16 protein-coding genes are annotated in these 19,665 nt (G+C 65.1%); 10 read left to right on the top strand and 6 right to left on the bottom strand.

Features of this window, described 5'->3' with window-relative positions:
* The first annotated feature begins 147 nt into the window (after positions 1–147).
* The 9 genes from LB519_RS00345 to LB519_RS00385 all read left to right on the top strand — a co-directional run bounded on the left by LB519_RS00345 (position 148) and on the right by LB519_RS00385 (position 13,171).
* Positions 148–2,703 (top strand): sensor histidine kinase, encoded by a 2,556-nt coding sequence (locus LB519_RS00345; protein WP_013528331.1) that lies wholly within the window; start codon positions 148–150, stop codon positions 2,701–2,703.
* A gap of 8 nt (positions 2,704–2,711) precedes the next feature.
* Positions 2,712–4,223, top strand: coding sequence for a bifunctional tRNA (adenosine(37)-N6)-threonylcarbamoyltransferase complex ATPase subunit type 1 TsaE/phosphotransferase (locus tag LB519_RS00350; RefSeq protein ID WP_013528330.1), 1,512 nt, complete (start codon positions 2,712–2,714; stop codon positions 4,221–4,223).
* Positions 4,220–4,948, top strand: coding sequence for a nucleotidyltransferase family protein (locus tag LB519_RS00355; protein ID WP_013528329.1), 729 nt, complete (start codon positions 4,220–4,222; stop codon positions 4,946–4,948). The genes LB519_RS00350 and LB519_RS00355 overlap by 4 nt, the downstream gene beginning before the upstream one ends.
* Entirely contained in the window at positions 4,945–8,079 is a 3,135-nt protein-coding gene (gene addB / locus LB519_RS00360; RefSeq protein WP_013528328.1) for a double-strand break repair protein AddB, read from the top strand. Before LB519_RS00355 ends, addB begins: the two co-directional genes overlap by 4 nt.
* A complete protein-coding gene (gene addA / locus LB519_RS00365; protein ID WP_224618284.1) occupies positions 8,076–11,594 on the top strand; it encodes a double-strand break repair helicase AddA in 3,519 nt (1,172 codons plus the stop codon). The genes addB and addA overlap by 4 nt, the downstream gene beginning before the upstream one ends.
* A 76-nt stretch (positions 11,595–11,670) precedes the next feature.
* On the top strand, positions 11,671–11,994 hold the full coding sequence (gene trxA, locus LB519_RS00370; protein ID WP_013528326.1) for a thioredoxin: 324 nt from the start codon (positions 11,671–11,673) through the stop codon (positions 11,992–11,994).
* A gap of 128 nt (positions 11,995–12,122) precedes the next feature.
* Positions 12,123–12,404 carry a cupin domain-containing protein gene (locus LB519_RS00375; RefSeq protein WP_013528325.1) on the top strand — a complete coding sequence of 94 codons (282 nt, stop codon included), beginning with the start codon at positions 12,123–12,125 and terminating at the stop codon, positions 12,402–12,404.
* 108 nt (positions 12,405–12,512) lie between these two features.
* On the top strand, positions 12,513–12,761 hold the full coding sequence (locus tag LB519_RS00380) for a type II toxin-antitoxin system VapB family antitoxin (RefSeq protein ID WP_013528324.1): 249 nt from the start codon (positions 12,513–12,515) through the stop codon (positions 12,759–12,761).
* Positions 12,758–13,171, top strand: coding sequence for a type II toxin-antitoxin system VapC family toxin (locus LB519_RS00385; protein WP_013528323.1), 414 nt, complete (start codon positions 12,758–12,760; stop codon positions 13,169–13,171). The genes LB519_RS00380 and LB519_RS00385 overlap by 4 nt, the downstream gene beginning before the upstream one ends.
* Before the next feature lie 64 nt (positions 13,172–13,235).
* Here LB519_RS00385 and LB519_RS00390 read toward each other — a convergent pair whose 3' ends face one another.
* From LB519_RS00390 to LB519_RS00410, 5 genes are all read right to left on the bottom strand, one after another.
* A complete protein-coding gene (locus LB519_RS00390; RefSeq protein ID WP_024501984.1) occupies positions 13,236–14,561 on the bottom strand; it encodes a bifunctional folylpolyglutamate synthase/dihydrofolate synthase in 1,326 nt (441 codons plus the stop codon).
* A 118-nt stretch (positions 14,562–14,679) separates the two neighbouring features.
* Positions 14,680–15,606, bottom strand: coding sequence for an acetyl-CoA carboxylase, carboxyltransferase subunit beta (accD, locus tag LB519_RS00395; protein WP_013528321.1), 927 nt, complete (start codon positions 15,604–15,606; stop codon positions 14,680–14,682).
* A 101-nt stretch (positions 15,607–15,707) separates the two neighbouring features.
* The gene (gene trpA, locus LB519_RS00400) at positions 15,708–16,547 is read right to left on the bottom strand and encodes a tryptophan synthase subunit alpha (protein ID WP_013528320.1); all 840 of its coding nucleotides are present in this window, start codon (positions 16,545–16,547) and stop codon (positions 15,708–15,710) included.
* A 2-nt stretch (positions 16,548–16,549) separates the two neighbouring features.
* Entirely contained in the window at positions 16,550–17,800 is a 1,251-nt protein-coding gene (gene trpB / locus LB519_RS00405) for a tryptophan synthase subunit beta (protein ID WP_224618287.1), read from the bottom strand.
* A 91-nt stretch (positions 17,801–17,891) separates the two neighbouring features.
* On the bottom strand, positions 17,892–18,551 hold the full coding sequence (locus tag LB519_RS00410) for a phosphoribosylanthranilate isomerase (RefSeq protein WP_024501981.1): 660 nt from the start codon (positions 18,549–18,551) through the stop codon (positions 17,892–17,894).
* Positions 18,552–18,663: 112 nt separating this feature from the next.
* Between LB519_RS00410 and LB519_RS00415 the strand changes: the two genes are divergently transcribed.
* Positions 18,664–18,882, top strand: a complete 219-nt coding sequence (locus tag LB519_RS00415; RefSeq protein ID WP_013528317.1) for a hypothetical protein — start codon at positions 18,664–18,666, stop codon at positions 18,880–18,882.
* A 5-nt stretch (positions 18,883–18,887) separates the two neighbouring features.
* On the opposite strand, the gene LB519_RS00420 is transcribed toward LB519_RS00415, so the two are convergent.
* Positions 18,888–19,646 (bottom strand): M48 family metallopeptidase, encoded by a 759-nt coding sequence (locus tag LB519_RS00420; protein ID WP_013528316.1) that lies wholly within the window; start codon positions 19,644–19,646, stop codon positions 18,888–18,890.
* Between the last annotated feature and the right edge of the window lie 19 nt (positions 19,647–19,665).

The raw sequence follows: 19,665 nt of genomic DNA on the forward strand, positions 1-19,665 counted from the left end.
CGGCCTTATTTTTGCGCGCCATCAGCCTTCACGCCGATTCGGCGAGGGGTTATTGTCAGGTGATTCGGCGATGCTTCCAGCCCGAGAGGGTCAAGAGAGGCACGCATCAGGGCGGTCTTGCATTCAGGCGGCGGAGAGGACCAAGACATGCCGGGGCAACACCCGCACAGAGCGGGACGGGCCGTTTCCGGCGGCCATGACGATTCGGGGATTGCTGGCTCCGCCCTGGAAGGGGGGAGCCTGTCCTGGCGCGCCCGCGCGTCGACATTCCTTGCCACCTCCGCGCTCGCGGGGCCCTTGGCCGGCGCCGCCGCGCATGCCGAGACCGCTGTTGCCAGCGTCGCCGGACTGTCGGTGAGTGCCATTGATGTCATGCAGCTTGCAGTGTTCGTCGGCGTGACGGGTGCCGCACTGATATCGGCCATCGTTCTCATCCGCGAAAGAGCCCGCACCTCGGCGGAGAATGTCGAACTCAGGAGCCGCCTCGCCGACATCAACGCGGCGCTCCGCCGTTCCGAGGCGCTGCTCAATCTGCGCGACCAGCGCGTCGTCGTCTGGGCTGCGGAAAACAAGAAGCCCGAGCTCATCGGCACATTGCCCGTCGAAAGCGGCGCTCCCGAGGATAGGGCCGCTTTTCTTGCTTTCGGCCGCTGGCTGATGCCGCGTTCGGCGGCGGCACTCGAACATGCCGTCGCGGGATTGCGCGAAAAGGCCAAACCCTTCGACCTGGTCATCGAATCGCAGGCCGGTGCGCCGCTCGAAGTGCATGGCCGCAAGAGTGCCGCGCATGTGCTCGTGCGTTTCCTCTCGCTCTCGGAGACGCAGCGCAGCCAGGCCAGACTGAAGATCGAGAACCAGCGGCTGGCCGCCGACCACGACACGATGATCGGCCTGCTCGACGCGCTGAACATGCCGGCGTGGCTCCGCGGCGAGGATGGCGGGCTGAAGTGGGTCAACCGCGCCTATGCCGATGCCGTCGAAGCCGAAAATGCCGAAGCCGCGGTTCGGGAGAAGAAAGAGTTCCTCGGCGGCCAGGCGCGCGATGCGATTGCCGCCCAGCACAGGACGCATCCGGTTTTCGAGCAGTCGCTGTCCACCGTGATCGAAGGCGACCGCCGTGTGTTCGCGGTCACCGATTTCGCCGGCAGCGATGGCTCGGCCGGCCTTGCCTGCGACACCAGTGCCATCGAAGCCGTTCGCGGCGAATACGAACGGACGGTGCGAAGCCACGCCGACACGCTCGACCAGCTCAACACGGCGGTCGCCATTTTCGACACCGACGAGAAGCTGCGGTTCTTCAACCAGGCCTTCCAGAAGCTTTGGGGCCTGGAGGCAGGCTTCCTGCACAGCGCTCCAGACAATGCCTTGCTGCTCGACCGGCTGCGCAGCGAAGGCAAGATCGCCGAACAGCCTGAATGGCGCCGCTGGAAGGAAGGCCTGCTCGGCGCCTATCGCGCTGTGGAATCCCAGGAACATTGGTGGCATCTGCCGGATGGCAAGACCATCCGCGTCGTCGCCAATCCGCAGCCCAAGGGCGGCGTCACCTGGGTGTTCGAGAACCTGACCGAGAAGATGGACCTCGAGAGCCGCTACCAGACAGCGGTGCGGGTCCAGGGCGAGACGCTCGACAATCTTGCCGAAGGCGTAGCGGTGTTCGGACCCGACGGCAGGCTCCGGCTGTCGAATCCTGCCTTTGCCACGCTCTGGGGATTGAGCGGCGAAGCGGCCAAGCCCAGCGTCCATGTTTCCACCATCCGCGACCTTTGCGACCGGCAGGCGGCGGACAGCCCCTGGCCCGGCTTTGTTGCCGCCGTCACCGGCTTCGACGACGAGCGCCGCGACCGCCACGGACAGACCGAGCTCAACAACGGCAACGTGTTGAGTTACGCCATGATCCCGCTGCCCAACGGGCAGGTGATGATGACCTTCGTCGACGTCACCGACAGCGTCCATGTCGAGCGGGCGCTGAAGGACAAGAACGAGGCGCTGCAAAAATCCGACCAGCTCAAGAACGAATTCGTCCAGCACGTTTCCTATGAACTGCGCTCGCCGCTGACCAACATCATCGGCTTCACCGAACTCCTGTCACAGCCCACGACCGGTCCGCTGACGCAGAAGCAGCGGGAATATGTCGAGCATGTCAGCTCCTCCTCCGCGGTCCTGCTCACCATCGTCAACGACATACTCGACCTGGCGACGGTGGACGCCGGCATCATGCAGCTCGATATTTCCGAGGTGCAGGTCGATCGCACCATCGCCGCTGCGGCCGAACTGGTGGCCGACCGGCTGGAAGAGCATTCGATCAGGCTCGAGGTTGAAGCAGCCTCGGCGCCGAAGACGTTTCACGGCGATGAGGTCCGCGTCCGCCAGATCCTCTACAATCTGCTCAGCAACGCCGCCAATTACGCCCCGGAAGCCAGCACCATCCGGCTCACTTGCCGCCATCTGGCGGACGGGGTGGAATTCTCGGTCCATGACGACGGTCCCGGTATGCCGCCCGATGTGCTCGATTCGGTGTTCCGCCGTTTCGAGCCGCGCGCCAATGGCGGCCGCCGGCGCGGCGCCGGCCTCGGCCTGTCGATCGTCAAGAGCTTCGTCGAGCTGCATGGCGGCAGCGTTCGCATCGAAACCGGCAAGGACAAGGGCACGACCGTCATCTGCACCTTTCCAGACATGCCGGGCATCCGTGCCGCGGCCGAGTAGCGCGTTCGATGACCGGACTGGTGCTGGAGCGATTACTCGCCGACGAGACCCAGACAGCGCGGCTGGGCGAAGATCTGGCGCTGTCGCTGCGCCCAGGCGACGTGCTTGCCCTGAAGGGCGATCTGGGCGCCGGCAAGTCGACGCTGGCGCGGGCCTTGATCAGGACCTTGGCCGACGATGCCGGCCTCGACGTTCCGAGCCCGACCTTCACGCTGGTGCAGAGCTACGACACCCGCATTCCGGTGCATCATTTCGATCTCTACCGCCTGTCCTCGGCCGACGAGATCGATGAGCTTGGTTTCGACGAAGCCTTGGCGCAAGGTGCTGCTTTGGTCGAATGGCCGGAGCGGGCGGAAGCCCATCTGCCGAAAACCACGGTCCTGATCGAGCTCGTCCAGCATGGCAACGGCCGGCTGGCACGATTGTCGGGGCAGGGACCTGCCTTCGATCGGGCCGCAAGGTCGCTGGCCATGCGCGACTTTCTCGTGAGCGCCGGCTGGGCGCAAGCGCAGCGCCGCCATTTCATTGGCGATGCTTCTGCCCGCTCTTACGAGATCGTTTCGCTGCCGGGCCAAAAGCCGCAAGTGCTGATGAACTCGCCACGGCTGGTGCTCGGCCCGCCGGTCCGCGACGGCAAGCCCTATGCCGAGATCGCCCACACCGCCCAGTCGGTTTCCGCTTTCGTCGCCATCGACCGCGCCTTAAGGGCAGGCGGCGTCAGCGTTCCGGAAATCCATGCCGAGGACCAGGAGCAGGGATTCCTGCTACTCGAGCATCTTGGCTCGGAAGGGTTCCTCGGCAGCGATGGCCAGCCGCTGCCCGAGCGCTGCGCGGCGGCGGCCGAGCTGCTGGCCATGATGCATGGCAGGACCTGGCCGCAGCGCCTGGAAACAGGGCATGGCGGCTTCCACGATGTCCCGCCTTTCGACCGCGAGGCCATGATGATCGAGGCCGATCTGCTGGTCGACTGGTACGTGCCGGCAATAACGGGCAGCCCGGCAAGCGGTGCCTTGCGCGCCGGCTACCACAAGCAATGGGGCGCGCTCCTCGACCGGCTGCACGGCCGCGAATATACGCTGATGCTGCGCGACTTCCATTCGCCCAACATCATCTGGCGCGGCGACCGTTCAGGGCATGATCGGCTGGGCATCGTCGATTTCCAGGATGCGCTGATCGGCCCGTCCGCCTATGACGTCGCCTCGCTGGCCATGGACGCGCGTGTTACGATGTCGCCCGAGATCGAGAGAAAGACGCTGGATGCCTATGTCGCGGCGCGCCACGCAGCCGGTGCTTTCGACGAGGCAAGCTTCCTGGAATCCTACGCCATCATGGCGGCGCAACGAAATTCCAAGATCCTCGGCATCTTCGTCCGCCTCGAAAAGCGCGACGGCAAGCCCTATTATCTAAAACACCTGCCGCGCATTCGCGATTATCTGCGCCGGGCCTTGTCTCATCCGGCGCTGGCAAGCCTGCGCGAGTTCTACGACGCCCACGGTTTGCTGGAGGAGCGAGCGCTGTGACAGCAGGACCGGACACCGCCATCGTACTTGCCGCCGGCCTTGGCAAACGCATGCGGCCGATTACCGACACCATTCCCAAGCCGCTGGTCAGGATTGCCGGCAAGACGTTGCTCGACTGGAGCCTCGACAGCCTGGCTGCCGCCGGTGTCGCGAAGGCCGTGGTCAACGTCCACTATTTTCCCGAACAGATCCTCGCCCATGTCGCCGCGCGCCGCGCGCCAAAAATCGTCATTTCCGATGAGAGCGAACAACTGCTCGATTCCGCCGGCGGCATCGTCAAGGCGCTGCCGGAACTGGGCGAGCGACCCTTCTACATCCTCAATGCCGACACCTTCTGGATCGATGACGGTCCTCTCAATCTCCAGCGCCTCGCCCTTGCATGGGACGCGGCGAAAATGGATATTCTGCTGATGCTGGCGGATCTCCAACAGGCGACCGGACACTGCGGCAGCACCGATTTCCTGGTGGCGCCGGATGGCGGCTTGCGGCGTTCAAAGGGGGATCCGGCGGGGCTGATCTATGCCGGCGCGGCGATCGTCGATCCGCGCCTGTTCAAGGGCGCACCGGCCGGGCCGCACTCGCTCAACGCCTATTTCGATTCCGCCATCGCCGCAGGGCGCCTGTTCGGCATGCCCATGCATGGCCACTGGATCACCGTCGGCACGCCCGATGCCGTACCGCTCGCGGAAGCGGCGGTCGCCGGTGCGCTCATCGAGTCGCAATGAGCGGCTCCAGCCGCGTTTTCTCGATCCCGCCCGGAGCGCCGTTTCTGCCGACGCTTGCCGAGGCGCTGCTTGCCGGCCGTCTTGTTCCGGGGTTTCGATTCGACGGCGACCCGCTCGCTTTGGCCGATGCCACCATCTATGTGCCGACACGCCGTGCCGCGCGTGCCTTGCGGGGTGTCTTCGTCGACAGCCTGGCGGCACGCGGCGGCGGCGGCTCGGCGATCCTGCCGGTCATCCGGCCACTCGGCGAATTCGACGAGGATGAGGCTGCGTTCGAGACCGAGGCAGCGGCGGCCATCGATCTGGCGCCGCCGATTTCGGCAACCGAACGCCTGTTGCTGCTGACGCCGCTGGTGCGCGCCTGGAAACGCCGGCTGCCGGCGCATGTCGCCGCCCTTTTCGCCGAGGAGATCGTCATCCCGGCTTCCACCGCCGACGCGATCTGGCTGGCGCGCGATCTCGCCCGGCTGATGGACGAGATCGAGACGGAAGGCACCGACTGGGCCAAGCTCACCGATCTGGTGACCGGCAATCTTGCCGGATGGTGGCAGGTGACGCTCGAATTCCTCGGCATCGTCACCGAAGCCTGGCCGAAATTCCTCGCGGAAAGCGACCGCTCCAATCCGGCCGCGCATCGCAGCGCGCTGATCCGCGCCGAGGCGGCGCGGCTGCAGCGCAATCCGCCCGCCGGCCCGGTCATCGCCGCAGGCTCGACCGGCTCGATACCAGCGACGGCCGAATTGCTTGCCGCGATCGCGCGCCTGCCCGGCGGCGCCATCGTGCTGCCGGGTCTCGACCGGACGCTGGACGAAGCGTCGTTCCAGGCGATTGCCGCGCCTGGCGCGCGTCCAGCCGTACTCGGCCACCCGCAATATGGCTTGGCCAGGCTGATCGGCAAGATCGGCGTATTGCGCGGCGACGTCGAGGAGATTGGCGTGGCCGAACCGCGACGTGCGCTTCGCGCTGCCCTTGTCGGCGAAGCGCTGCGGCCGGCCGAAACCACCGAACTCTGGGCCGAGACACGTGCCGGTTTCCCGGCGTCCGACATTGCCGGCGCCTTCGCCGAGGTGACCTTGCTCGAAGCCGCCAGCGAACGTGATGAGGCCGTCGCCATCGCCGTCGCGCTCAAGCGCGCGGTCGAACAGCCCGGCCAAAGGGCGGCTCTCGTCACCGGCGACCGCGCGCTGGCGCGGCGCGTCTCGATCGAGCTCCAGCGCTTCGGCGTCGTTGCCGACGATTCCGGTGGCACACCGCTCGCCAACACTCCGGCGGCCAGCCTGCTCAGGCTGGCGCTCGAGGCACTGTTCCGGCCAGGCGATCCGGTTGGCCTGCTGTCGCTGCTCAAGCATCCGCTGCTCGGCCTCGGCCTCGAACGGGCCGATGTGCGCCACGCGGCGGAGCTGATCGAACTGGTGGCGTTGCGCGGCGGCACAGGCCGCCCCGACATCGTTTCGCTACCGGAACTGTTCGAAGCCCGCCTCACCGGCTTGGGCGGCGGCAGCCGGCAGCCCTTCTGGTTTTCCCGGCTGACCGTGCGCTCTATCGAAACTGCGCGGAATTTGCTCGAACGTCTCAAGCAGGCGCTGGCGCCGCTCGCAGCCTTCCGAGGCCGGGATGACGCCGACCTTGCCGCGCTTGTCAGGGCCAGTGTCGTGACACTCGAAAATCTCGGCCGCATCGCCGACGGCGGCCTTGGCGAACTCTATGCCGGTGACGCCGGCGAGAAGCTTGCCGAACTGCTGCGCGGGCTGGTCGCGGCTTCGGCTTCGCTGTCCTTCGCGGCGACCGAGTGGCCCGACATCATGGCGGCGCTGATCGCGCCTGAAACGGTCAAGCCGGCACAAGGCACCGACCGGAACATCGCCATCTGGGGCGCGCTGGAAGCCCGGTTGCAGACGGTCGACACGCTGGTCATCGGCGGGCTCAACGAGGGCGTATGGCCGCGCAAGCCAGAGAGCGACCGCTTCATGTCGCGGCTGATGAAGACCGGCATCGACCTCGAACCGCCCGAGCGGCGTATCGGCCTTGCCGCGCATGATTTCCAGATGGCCATGGGCGCCGGGAAGGTGGTGCTGTCCCGCTCGGCACGTGCCGGCGATGCACCCGCCGTGCCGTCGCGCTGGCTTCAGCGGCTGCTGACCTTCATCGGCAGCGACCAGGCAGCGGAGCTGCGCCGGCGTGGCGACGAGCTGCTCGCCTGGGCGCGCGCGCTGGATGCCGGCCCAAGGCAGGATTTCGCGCCACGGCCGCAGCCGAAGCCGCCGCTGTCGGTGCGCCCGACGCATTTCTCGGTCACCGAGATCGAGACCCTGCGCCGTGACCCCTACGCCGTCTATGCAAGACGCATCCTCGGCCTGATGCCGCTCGATCCGGTTATTCGCGACCCTGGTGCGGCCGAGCGCGGCACGCTGTTTCACGCCATCCTGCACCTGTTCTCAGGCAGCGTCGCCGATCCGCGCGCTCCCGATGCGCTTGCCGGCCTCATCGCCGCCGGCCGCGCCTGCTTTGCCGAAGCCGCCCTTCCGGCCGACGTCGAGGCGGTGTGGTGGCCGCGCTTCGAGAAACTCGCCGCCAACATCATCGAGTGGGAGCGCACGCGCGCTGATGCTGTGACAAGGCGCCATGCCGAGGAGCGCGCCGGAAAGACCGTTGTCGGCCAGTCCGGCGTGACGCTGTCCGGCTACGCCGACCGCGTCGACCTTCTGGCCGGCGGCATGGCCGACATACTGGACTACAAGACCGGCTCCTCGCCGTCCAAGGCGCAGGCGCACACACTGCTTGCGCCGCAACTGGCGCTCGAGGGCGCGCTGCTCAGGCGCGGCGCCTTCAAGGATTTGGGCGTGCGTGAGCCCTCTCAACTGGCTTTCATCAGGCTGAAGCCGAATGGCGAGGTGTTCGAGGAATCCATCCTCGAACACAACCGCCAGCCGCGAACCGCGACCGATCTTGCCGAAGAGGCCTGGGCACGGCTGGAAAAGCTGCTGATCCACTATGCGGACCCTGCGACCGGGTATCTGTCGCGCGCGCTGCCGTTCCGCGAAGGCGAGACGGATGGCGACTACGACCATCTTGCCCGCGTGCTCGAATGGTCGGCAGGCGGCGATGCCGGCGACGAGGGAGGGGAGGCATGAAGAAGGCCTATCCCATTCCCAGCGACACCGCGACCAGCCAGGCCCGCGCCGCCGACCCCGGCAATTCCGCCTGGGTGTCGGCCAATGCCGGCTCCGGCAAGACCCATGTGCTGGCGCAGCGCGTCATCCGGCTGCTGCTGCGCGGCACCGATCCGTCGAAGATCCTGTGCCTGACCTATACGCGCGCCGCCGCCGCCAACATGTCGAACCGGGTCTTTTCGACACTGTCGGAGTGGACGACGCTTGGTGACGTGGATCTGGCGGCAAAGGTCGAGGCGCTGGAGGGGCGCCGGCCCGATCTCGAGACCATGCGCCGGGCGCGGCGCCTGTTCGCCGAGGCGCTGGAAACGCCCGGCGGGCTGAAGATCCAGACCATTCACGCCTTCTGCGAATCGGTGCTGCACCAGTTCCCGCTGGAGGCCAACATCCCGGCCCATTTCGAGATGCTCGACGGCCAGATGGAGGCATCGCTGTTTGCCGCGGCGCGCCGCGAGATGATTTCGGGCACGTCCGCCGGTGACAGGGATCTGGCCGAGGCTTTTGCCTCCATTCTCGATCGGGGCGGCGAAGCCGGGCTCGACGCCTTGCTGGGTGAGATTGTGCGCAAGCGCGACGGCTTGCGCCATTTCATCGACGCGGTCGGGCGCGATGGCACGCACTTCCAGGCCCTGTTCGACGAATTCCATTTCCATCCAGGCCAGACAGCCGAGGGCATAGCCGCTTCGGTATGGCCGTTGCCGGGCTTCCTGCCCGACTATTTTGCCGGCTTCGCCCACGCCGCCGAGGCCACCGACGCCAGATCGGTACTGAACAACATCCTGCCCTATGCGCGGCAGGCCTTTGCCGAGGGCGATCCCATTCGCCGCCTGCAACTGCTCGCGCGAGCCTTCCTCAAGACCGATGGCGACGCTTACGACCCGGCAAAGGCCTTCAAGAGGGCCCTGGTCGACCGGTTGCCGGATCTGGCGGAGCGTTATCTCTCGGCCGCCAACGCCATCGTCGAAACCACCGATCGGCTGGCCCTGTTCCGGATGCTTGAAGGCACGGCTGCCGCGCTGACCATCGCCGACTGGCTGATCGCCCGCTACGAAATGCTGAAGCGCAGCCGCGGCTTCCTCGATTTCAACGACCTGATCACCCGCACCGTCAACCTGCTGGCGCGGCCGGACGCCGGCCCCTGGGTGCAGTACAAGCTCGACCAGGGCATCGACCACATCCTGCTCGACGAGGCGCAGGACACCAGTCCGGACCAATGGGAAGTGGTGAAACGGCTGGCGGAGGAATTCTTTGCCGGCTTTGGCGCACGCGACAGGGTCCATCGCACGGTGTTCGCCGTCGGCGACGAAAAGCAGTCGATCTATTCATTCCAGGGTGCGGCCCCGGACTCCTTCGCCGACAGCCGGCTGTTGTTTGCCGGACGAGTGCGTGACGCCGAGGCGTCCTTCGCCGACCTCAAGCTGACCTGGTCGTTCCGCTCGACCGACGATGTTCTGACCGCGGTCGACCGCGTCTTCGCCGATCCAGCCGTGCGGCGCGGCATCAGTCATGATCCCGATCCGCTTCGCCACCAGGCGATCCGCACCGACGCGCCGGGCTATGTCGAGGTGTGGCCGTCGGTCGGCGCCGATGTTGTCGATGAGCCCGACGACTGGACGCAAGCCATCGACCATGCCCACGCGCCGGCGGTGCGCGTGGCCGAGAACGTCGCCGTCACCATCGCCGGCTGGATCGGCAGTGGCGAAATCATCGAAGGCCGCGGCAAGCGGCTGCGGCCGGGCGATGTGCTGGTGCTGGTGCGCAAGCGCGATCGCTTCGTCCATGCCCTGACCCGCGCACTCAAACGCCGCGACATTCCGGTTGCCGGCGCCGACCGGCTGAGCCTGCCCGGGCACATCGCGGTCAAGGACCTGATCGCGCTCGGTCACCTCCTCATCCAGCCGCAGGACGATTTGTCGCTTGCCGCCGTGTTGCGCAGCCCGATCTTCGATCTGCCGGAAGAGGCGCTTTTCACGCTCGCCGCGCAGAGGCCGGCCGGCCTGTCATTGATCGCATCGCTGCGACAGCACGCCGGCGAAAGCGAGAGACTGGCGAAGATCGTCGCCCAGGTCGACATCTGGACGAACGAAGCCGCGTTTAAGCCGGTGTTCGAATTCTATGCCGCCCTGCTGGCGCGCGATGGCGTGCGCCGCAAGATGATCGCGCGGCTCGGGCCCGAAGCCGGCGATATTCTCGACGAGTTCCTGAGCTTCTGCCTCGCCGAGGAGCGAACCGGCCTGCCGGGGCTGGAAGCCTTCCTGTCGACGTTGGAAAACGCCGGTCCCGAGATCAAGCGCGAGATGGACCAGACCCGCGACGAGGTCCGGGTCATGACCGTGCACGCCGCCAAGGGCTTGGAAGCGCCCGTCGTGTTCCTGGTCGATGGCGGTTCCGCGCCGTTCAGCGACCAGCATTTGCCGCGCCTGATGCCCTTCGATGGCTCCGGCGCGAACTGGGACGGCAAGGGCTATCTCTGGCGCTCGGCCAGCGACGTCGCCAACGGTTTTTCGAAAGCAGCGGCCTCAAGGGCACGGGAACTCGCCGACGACGAATACCGTCGCCTGCTCTATGTCGGCATGACCCGTGCCGAGGACCGGCTGATCGTCTGCGGCTATCATGGCAAGCGGGCGCCGAACGCCGGCACCTGGCACTCGATCGTCAGCCGCGCGCTGATCGGTGCGCCGGAGAGCGAGCAGCGTGCGCATCCCGCCGGCGGCGAGCCGGTGCACCGTTTCCATGTCACCAAGCTGCCCCCCGTCGCGCCAAGTTCCGCCGAGCAGGTACGGCAGGCCGACGCTTTCGCGCCTTTGCCGGCGACGCTGTTCCGGCCCTTGCTGCCCTTCGAGGATCTGCCGCGTCCGTTGTCGCCATCGGGCGCCTCGGCGCTGATCGACGAAGGCAAGCAAGCCGTTGTCGACAAGGCGTCGCCGGTGCTCGACGCCGACGCCGAGCCCGGCTTTGCCGTGCTGCGTGGGCTCGCCCTCCACAAACTGCTGCAGATGCTGCCCGGTATTGCCGAGCCCGAACGTGCGGGAGCGGCAGAACGCTATCTCTTGCGAACCGGTGCGGACTGGCCGCCATCAGAGCGTGAAAAGGCCCTGGCGTCGGTCACATCGATCCTTGCCGATCCCGGCTTCGGTCAGCTGTTTGCGCCATCGTCGCGTGCCGAGGTTGCGATCATGGGCAGCCTGGAGGTCAAGGGCAAGAAGCGCTCGATTTCCGGCAAGATCGACCGGCTGGCGGTAACGCCGGACACGGTATCGATTGTCGACTACAAGACCAACCGGCCGGCGCCCGCCACTCTGGCCGAGGTGCCGCCGGCCTATGTCCTGCAGTTGGCGCTCTACCGCGCGCTGTTGCAGCCGCTCTATCCCGGCCGCACGGTCAAGGCGGCCTTGCTGTTCACCGAGGCGCCGCGGCTGATCGAACTGCCTGCCAGCGCCATGGACGACGCCCTTGCTCGACTCACGGGAGCGTGACACAACACCTGCTTGAAGAAGGGCGCGATCACCACCACATTTGGTGGGACAAAAACTTTCAAAAGGATTTTTCCATATGGCAACCGTGAAGGTCGACAAGAGCAACTTCCAGGCTGACGTGCTTGACGCCAACGTACCGGTCGTCGTCGATTTCTGGGCGGAATGGTGCGGTCCCTGCAAGATGATTGCGCCGGCGCTCGAAGATATCGCCACCGAACTTGGCGCCAAGGTCAAGATCGCCAAGCTCAACATCGACGAGAATCCGGAGCTTGCCGCCCAGTTTGGCGTGCGCTCGATCCCGACGCTGATGATCTTCAAGGGCGGCGAAATGGCCGACATGAAGGTCGGTGCCGCGCCGAAGACCGCGCTGTCGCACTGGATCAATGGCAACCTCGCCTGACCCATCTGAAATTCCTGATATCAAGCCCGGCCTCGCGCCGGGCTTTTTGTTGGCGTCATCGGTGCGTGGCTCTGGCTCTCGCATCCGGGCACTCCATGTCATCTGCTTGAGCCAGACAGGAGAACTCCATGACCGGATCCGCCAAGGCCACCGTCTTCATCGACAACGAGCGTGTCATCGTCACCGAATACCGCTTCGCGCCGGGCGAGAACACCGGCTGGCATCGCCACGGCCACGACTACGTCGTCGTGCCGCTGATGGACGGCAAGGTGAAGCTGTTGACCAAGGACGGCGAATCCTTCGCCGAGATGAAGAAGGGCGCGCCCTATTTCCGCAAGGAGGGCGTAGAGCACGACGTCATCAACGCCAATGAAGGCGAATACGCCTTTATCGAGATCGAGCTGAAGTAACGTCGCCTATCAATGCGCTGGAAATCCACCGCGTGATGGCACGCCATCAACTGCCACCTTGATGGCAGCAGTGGATCGGCCTATATCCGTTCTAAAAGGGAGTTCGAAATGGCCGAACCACAACTCTCAGTCCGAAGCGCAAAAGCACGCGACCTGGCTCATAGACTTGCTCGTCGTGAAAATCGTTCGATAGCCGATGTGGTCGAACGTGCGCTCGAATCCTACGAAATTCGTGAAGCTGGCCGTGAACCTGCTTCCACCTTCTATGCCAGCTTGACTGCAAACCACGGCGCCGACATCGATCTGGAAAAGATCATTCGCGAAGGCCGCCAGGTTCATTCGGGACTTGAGCTTTGATTTTCGTCGATACCAACGTGATTTCGGAGAGTCTGAAGAAGGCGCCGGACCAAGCTGTCCTGGCATGGCTTGTCCGCAATGACGCTGAACTGGCACTTCCCACAGTGACGATTGCTGAAATCGCCTTCGGCATCCAAAAAATACGGCCTGATGAGCGTGCCGATCGGCTGGAGCAGGGACTTTCCCGGTGGCGCCATCGATTTGCCGGCCGGATTTTTGGACTGACTGAAGATGCTGCCTTGGCTTACGGCGAGATCATGGGGGCCGCGACACGCCAAGGTCGCGGCATGTCAGCCCCCGATGGCATGATTGCGGCGATAGCGCGCGTGAACGGTGGCCGGCTGGCAACGCGCAATCTCAGCGACTTTGGCACCACCAGCCTTGATCTGATCTCACCGTGGGATTTCTGAAGGTCGAAAGCCAAGGTTCGGCCTCAGCCGCCGCAGCCACCCAAGGCATGAATAGTCGCCTGCTTCAGGTCGGCGGGGTGCCGTTCTCGGCCAGCACCGCTCCGGTCAGATACAACGAACCGCTGATCAGGATGCGTGGCGACGGGCCGTCCCAGGTGTCGCGCAGCAGCATCAGCGCGCTAGCGACGGAACTCACCGGCTCGGCGGTCAGCCCGGCTTCCGTTGCGCGGATCGCCAGTTCGTCGTTCGGCACGCCGGCCTCGCTGAGGCTCACCGGCACCGTGTAGACATGCCGGGCGAGGCCTTTGAAGGCACGGAAATAGCCGCTCTGGTCCTTGGTGTTGATCATGCCCGAGATGAGGAACAGCGGACGCGGGTTCTTCTCTTCCTGCTCAGCCAGCGCTTCGGCAACCACCACGCCGGCGCCCGGATTGTGGCCACCGTCGAGCCAGATATCGGCGCCCTTGGGTGCCAGTTCGGCCAGCCGGCCCTGCACGAGCTTCTGCATGCGGCCGGGCCAGGCGACATTGACCATCGCCTTTTCGGCGGCGCGATGGCTGATCTCGAAACCGGCCGCTTTGACCGCGGCGATCGCCGCCGCCGCATTGGCGAACTGGTGGCGGCCGGGCAGCCTGGGCGGCGGCAGGTCCATCAAGCCGTCTTCGTCCTGGTAGACCATGCGGCCGTTTTCCTCGAAGGCAAGGAAGTCCTGGCCGTAGACGAAGGTGGGGCATTCAAGCCGCTCGGCGGTTTCGATCAGCACCTGCAGCGCCGTCTCGCTTTCCTGCGCGCCGATGACCACCGGACAGCCGGGCTTGATGATGCCGGCCTTTTCGGCTGCGATCAGTTCGACACGGTCGCCGAGATAGGCCTCATGGTCGAGCGACACCGGCATGATCACCGACACGGCCGGCTCCTTGATGACATTGGTCGCGTCGAAGCGGCCGCCGAGCCCGACCTCGATGATGGCGGCGTCGGCCTGGTGTTCGGAAAACAACAGGAAGGTGACGGCGGTGAGGATCTCGAAGACGGTGATCTTCTCGCCTTCATTGGCCCTGGCCGCACGGGCAATGGCATCGGCGAAAACCCTGTCCTCGACCAGCCTGCCGCCGCCATCGGCGGCCAGCCGGTAACGCTCATGCCAGTTGACCAGATGCGGCGAGGTATGGACATGGACGCGGTAGTCCGCAGCCTCGAGCAGGGCGCGTGAAAAGGCTGCGCACGAACCTTTGCCGTTGGTGCCGGCGATGTGGATGACCGGGGGCAGCCGGTCCTGCGGATTGTCAAGCCGCTCCAGCAGCCGCGAAATGCGGTCGAGCGAAAGGTCGAAGCCTTTCGGATGAAGCGCCATCAGGGCTTCGATTTCGCGGTCGGCGGCAAGCGTCGTCATGGTGGAATCCTAGCGCATGAGCCTGAAAACCAGAATCGGTTTCGGATGGCCATGGCAATCAAAGGCTACAGCGCGCCGAAGCCCTCGTGCAATCGCGGTCGCGGCGCTTCGTGTCGCTTCAGGCTTGCGGCCGAGCTTCCGCGGCAACCACCGCCGGCGGCAGGATTTCCGGCTCCAGCGTTTTTTGCTCTTCCGGCAGCTTGAGCAGCATCTTGAGCAGGCGCGCGATCGTTTCACGCATTTCCAGCCTGGATACGACCATGTCGACCATGCCGTGCTCCATCAGATATTCGGAGCGCTGGAAGCCATCGGGCAGTTTCTCGCGGATCGTCTGTTCGATGACGCGTGGTCCGGCAAAGCCGATCAGCGCGCCGGGCTCGGCGATGTGCACGTCGCCCAGCATGGCGTAGGAGGCGGTCACGCCGCCCGTGGTCGGGTTGGTCAAAACGACGATGTAGGGCAGGCCGGCTTCCTTCAGCCGGTCGACACCGACCGTTGTCCGCGGCAATTGCATCAGGGACAAAATACCTTCCTGCATGCGGGCGCCGCCGGAAGCAGCAAACAGGATCAGCGGCCGCTTGCGCTGCAGGGCCACTTCGAAGCCGTGCACGATGGCGTCGCCGGCGGCCATGCCGAGCGAGCCGCCCATGAAGGCGAAGTCCTGCACCGTGACCACAACCGGCAGACCCTCGACGGTGCCCAGCGCATTGATGATCGCGTCCTCAAGGCCGGTCTTGGCCTTGGCGTCCTTCAACCGGTCGACATAGCGCTTCTCGTCGCGGAATTTCAGCGGATCCTGCATGACCTTGGGGTTGTCCAGGGTCTCGTATTTGCCGCCATCGAAGAAGAATTTCAGCCGCTCCTTGGCCGAGATCTTCATGTGATGGCCGGACGAGGGAATGACGAACTGGTTCGATTCCAGGTCCTTGTGGAACACCATCTCGCCGGTCTCCGGATCCTTGATCCAGAGATTCTCGGGCATGTCGGTGCGCCGGCCGAGCATCGAATTGATCTTCGGGCGAACGTAATTGGTGATCCAGTTCATCGCTTCGGCTCCTGTCCTGACGAAGAGTTGCTAATGCATGTCGCCCAAAAGTGGGAACCGGTTCTGGGATAACGGCATGCACAAGACCTGACGTAGGGAAACTATTCGGCAGCAGCAAGGCGGGCCGAGCGCACGCCTTGCGCAAGCCCGCTGACCAGCGTGGCGACGGCCTCGGCCGGATCGGCGGTCTTCTCGCCCTTCGGCCCCAGCACATTGGCCACCGCATTGACGATCGCGGTGCCGACGACGACGCCGTCGGCATTGGCGCCGATCACCCGGGCCTGCTCGGCGGTCTTGACGCCGAAGCCGACGCAGACCGGCAGGTCGGTGTGGCCTTTGATGCGCTTGACCGCCGCCGCCACCTTGCCGGTGTCGGCCAGCGCCGAGCCGGTGATGCCGGTCATCGACACGTAATAGACGAAGCCCGACGTGTTCTGCAGCACCTTGGGCAGGCGTTTGTCGTCGGTCGTCGGCGTCGCCAGCCGGATGAAGTTGATGCCGGCTTTCAATGCCGGAATGCACAGTTCCTCGTCCATCTCCGGGGGCAGGTCGACGACGATCAGCCCGTCGATGCCGCTGGCGATCGCGTCCTTGAGGAAGCGGTCGACGCCATAGATGTAGATCGGATTGTAGTAGCCCATCAGCACGATCGGCGTTTCATTGTCGCCAGCGCGGAAGTCGGCCGCCATCTTCAGCGTCTTGGCCAGCGTCTGGCCGCCTTTCAGCGCCCGCAAGCCCGCCGCCTGGATCGCCGGGCCGTCGGCCATCGGATCGGAGAACGGCATGCCGAGCTCGATGATATCGGAACCTGCGCCCGGCAACGCCTTCATGATCGACAAAGAGGTATCGTAGTCGGGGTCGCCGCCCATGAAATAGGTGACGAGCGCCGGGCGGCCTTCGTTCCTGAGCTTCGCCATGCGGCGGTCGATGCGGGTGGCCATGATCAGATCTCCATGCCCAGCATCGAAGCCACCGTGTGCACGTCTTTGTCGCCACGGCCGGACAGGTTGACGATGACGATCTGATCCTTGTCCATGGCAGGCACGATCTTCACCGCATGCGCGATGGCATGCGCCGATTCCAGCGCCGGGATGATGCCTTCGACGCGCGTCGTCAGCTTGAAAGCCTCCAGCGCCTCGTCATCGAGGATCGGCACGTATTCGACCCGGCCTGAATCGCGCAGCCAGGAATGCTCCGGCCCGACGCCGGGATAGTCGAGGCCGGCCGAGATCGAATGGCCGTCCATGATCTGGCCGTCGGAATTCTGCAGGAGATAGGTGCGGTTGCCATGCAGCACGCCCGGCGCGCCGGCATTCATCGAGGCGCAATGCTCGATGCCGTCGAGACCGCGACCGCCGGCTTCGATGCCGATGATGCGGACCTCCTTGTCGTCGAGGAAGGGATGGAACAGGCCGATGGCGTTCGAACCACCGCCGACAGCGGCGATGATGGTGTCGGGCAGCCGGCCTTCCTGCTCGAGGATCTGTGCCCGCGCCTCGATGCCGATCACCGACTGGAAGTCGCGCACCAGCTCCGGATAGGGATGCGGGCCGGCGGCGGTGCCGATCAAGTAATAGGTGTCCTCTACATTGGTGACCCAGTCGCGCAACGCCTCGTTCATGGCGTCCTTCAGCGTGCCGTGGCCGGCGGTCACCGGGCGCACTTCGGCGCCGAGCAGCTTCATGCGGAAGACGTTCGGGCTTTGCCGGGCAACGTCTGTGGCGCCCATGTAGACGACGCAGGGAAAGCCGAAGCGGGCCGCAACCGTGGCCGAGGCCACGCCGTGCTGGCCGGCGCCGGTCTCGGCGATGATGCGCTTCTTGCCCATGCGCTTGGCCAGCAGGATCTGGCCGAGGCAGTTGTTGATCTTGTGCGAACCGGTGTGGTTCAAATCCTCCCGCTTGAAGTAGACCTTCGCGCCGCCCGCGATGCCCCTGGCCGAGGAAACCTCACGAAGATGCTTCGTGAGGCCTTCGGCGAAATAAAGCTTCGACGGCCGTCCGGCATAGTGGGTCGACAGGTCAGTCAGCTCAGCCCTGAAATCCGCATCGTTCTTGACCTCGTTCCAGTGCCGCTCCAGATCGAGGATCAGCGGCATCAGCGTTTCGGCAACGAAACGACCGCCGAAAATGCCGAACATGCCCTGTTCGTCGGGCCCGGTGCGGAAGGAATTGGGTGTCGCCGGCTTGTTCATCGCCGATCTCCTGGCATCTTGACTATGAGGCATGTCCTTGTCGGAAAACCGGTTCCCACTTTTCCGGGACATGCTCTGGTTTGAGGCACCACTAGGCTGCGCGGGTGTTCCGCGCGGCCCTGACGGCCCGGAAAAACTGTTCGATCAGCGCCGGATCCTTGACGCCCGGCGCGCTTTCCACGCCTGAAGAAATGTCGATCCCAGGCGGGTTGGCAAGCCGAAGGGCATCGCCGATATTGGCGGCGTTGAGCCCACCGGAAAGCATGTAATCGACGCCGCCGTCAAGGCCGGCGAGAATGCGCCAGTCGAAGGCAACACCATTGCCGCCCGGCAGTTCGGAGCCTTTCGGCGGCTTGGCGTCGAACAGGAACCGGTCGGCTATGCCGATGAATGGCTTCATTCGTTCGAGATCGGCGGCCTCGCTGAGCGGCAGCGCCTTCATCACCGGCAGGCCATAGCGGGCTTTGACCTCGGCGACGCGCTCGGGCGTTTCCGCGCCGTGCAGCTGCAGCATGTCGGGCTGCATTTTGGCAACGATTTCATCCAGGAAGGCGTCGCCGGCATCGACGGTGACGGCAACCGCCATCGCCTTGCCGCGCGCGGCCTCGCGCAGACGGCCAGCCTCGGCAGGTTCGACATAGCGCGGGCTTTTGGCGAAGAAGATAAACCCGACATGGCTGGCGCCGCCGGCCAGCGCCGCGGCCATTGCCGCGTCGGTCTTCAAGCCGCAGATTTTGATGTCGAGTGCCATGGCGCGGGAATTGGCATGAAAAGCGATAAGAGTCGAGAAAAAGCATGCTGTTTGCCGGCACGGCCAAAGGCGCTACCTATGGATGGACAGGACGCAAGGCGGGAGCACGATCATGGCCGACAGAACCGTAGCCGAACTCAGGCAGAAGATTGCGCAGGCGCGCGAGGTCATCGCGCACCTGATCGACAAGGCCGCCTTCAATGGCGCCGAGGCGCACCGCGCGCTCGACTATTTCGGCGGCGATGAGTTCGACGGCAATTTCCTGCCGTGGCCGCATCATGGCGATGAGGGGTTGCGGCCCGAAGACTTGAACGCCGCCAACGACGATTGAGCGATCTACTCGAACATGATCGCCTGCAGCGCACCGCCATTGCGCTTCAGCCAGTCCTTGCAGCGATCGGTGTCGGGGCAGAGCTTTTCGCACAGTTTCCAGAATTTCGGGCCGTGGTTCATCTCCTTGAGATGCGCCACTTCATGCGCGACGAGATAGTTGATGACCGGCGACGGCGCCATCATGATGCGCCAGGAAAAGGACAGATTGCCTTCGGAGGTGCATGACCCCCAGCGGCTTGACGTGTCCTTGAAGCGGATCGCCTTGGCGCGCTTGCCAAGCGCCTCGGTGTGCTTGGCCACCAGCTTCTCGATTTCCTTCTTGGCCTCGCGCTTGAGGAAATCGGCGAGGCGGCGCGGCAGATGTATGCGGTCGCCATGCACGATCAAGAGCGGACCACGTTCGTCGCGCGACACGGTGACGGTGCCGCGCTTTGACGGTTCATGGACGATGCGGTGCGGCACGCCGCGCACCGGGATCCTGATGCCGGGCCGCACCTGCGGCCGCGTCGGCACCTTGGCCAGTCGCTGCTCCAGCCAGTCCTGATGCCGCTCGAGGAACCTGTCCACTTCGCCGCGGCGCAGGCCTGGCGGCACGGTGATGCGCAGACCCTGGCCGCCTGAATCGATACGCAGCGTCATTCGGCGCGCCCTGGCGCTCTCGACGATCTTGAGCGGCAGCGTGCGACCGGCGACGCAATATTCGCGCTCCACGACAGGCGTGGGCTTGGGCTTTGTCAGATTGCGAAAGAAGCCGAGAGTCATGGCGGGACGATACGCGATT

The organism is Mesorhizobium sp. AD1-1 (assembly GCF_020164655.1).
Classification (GTDB): domain Bacteria; phylum Pseudomonadota; class Alphaproteobacteria; order Rhizobiales; family Rhizobiaceae; genus Mesorhizobium; species Mesorhizobium ciceri.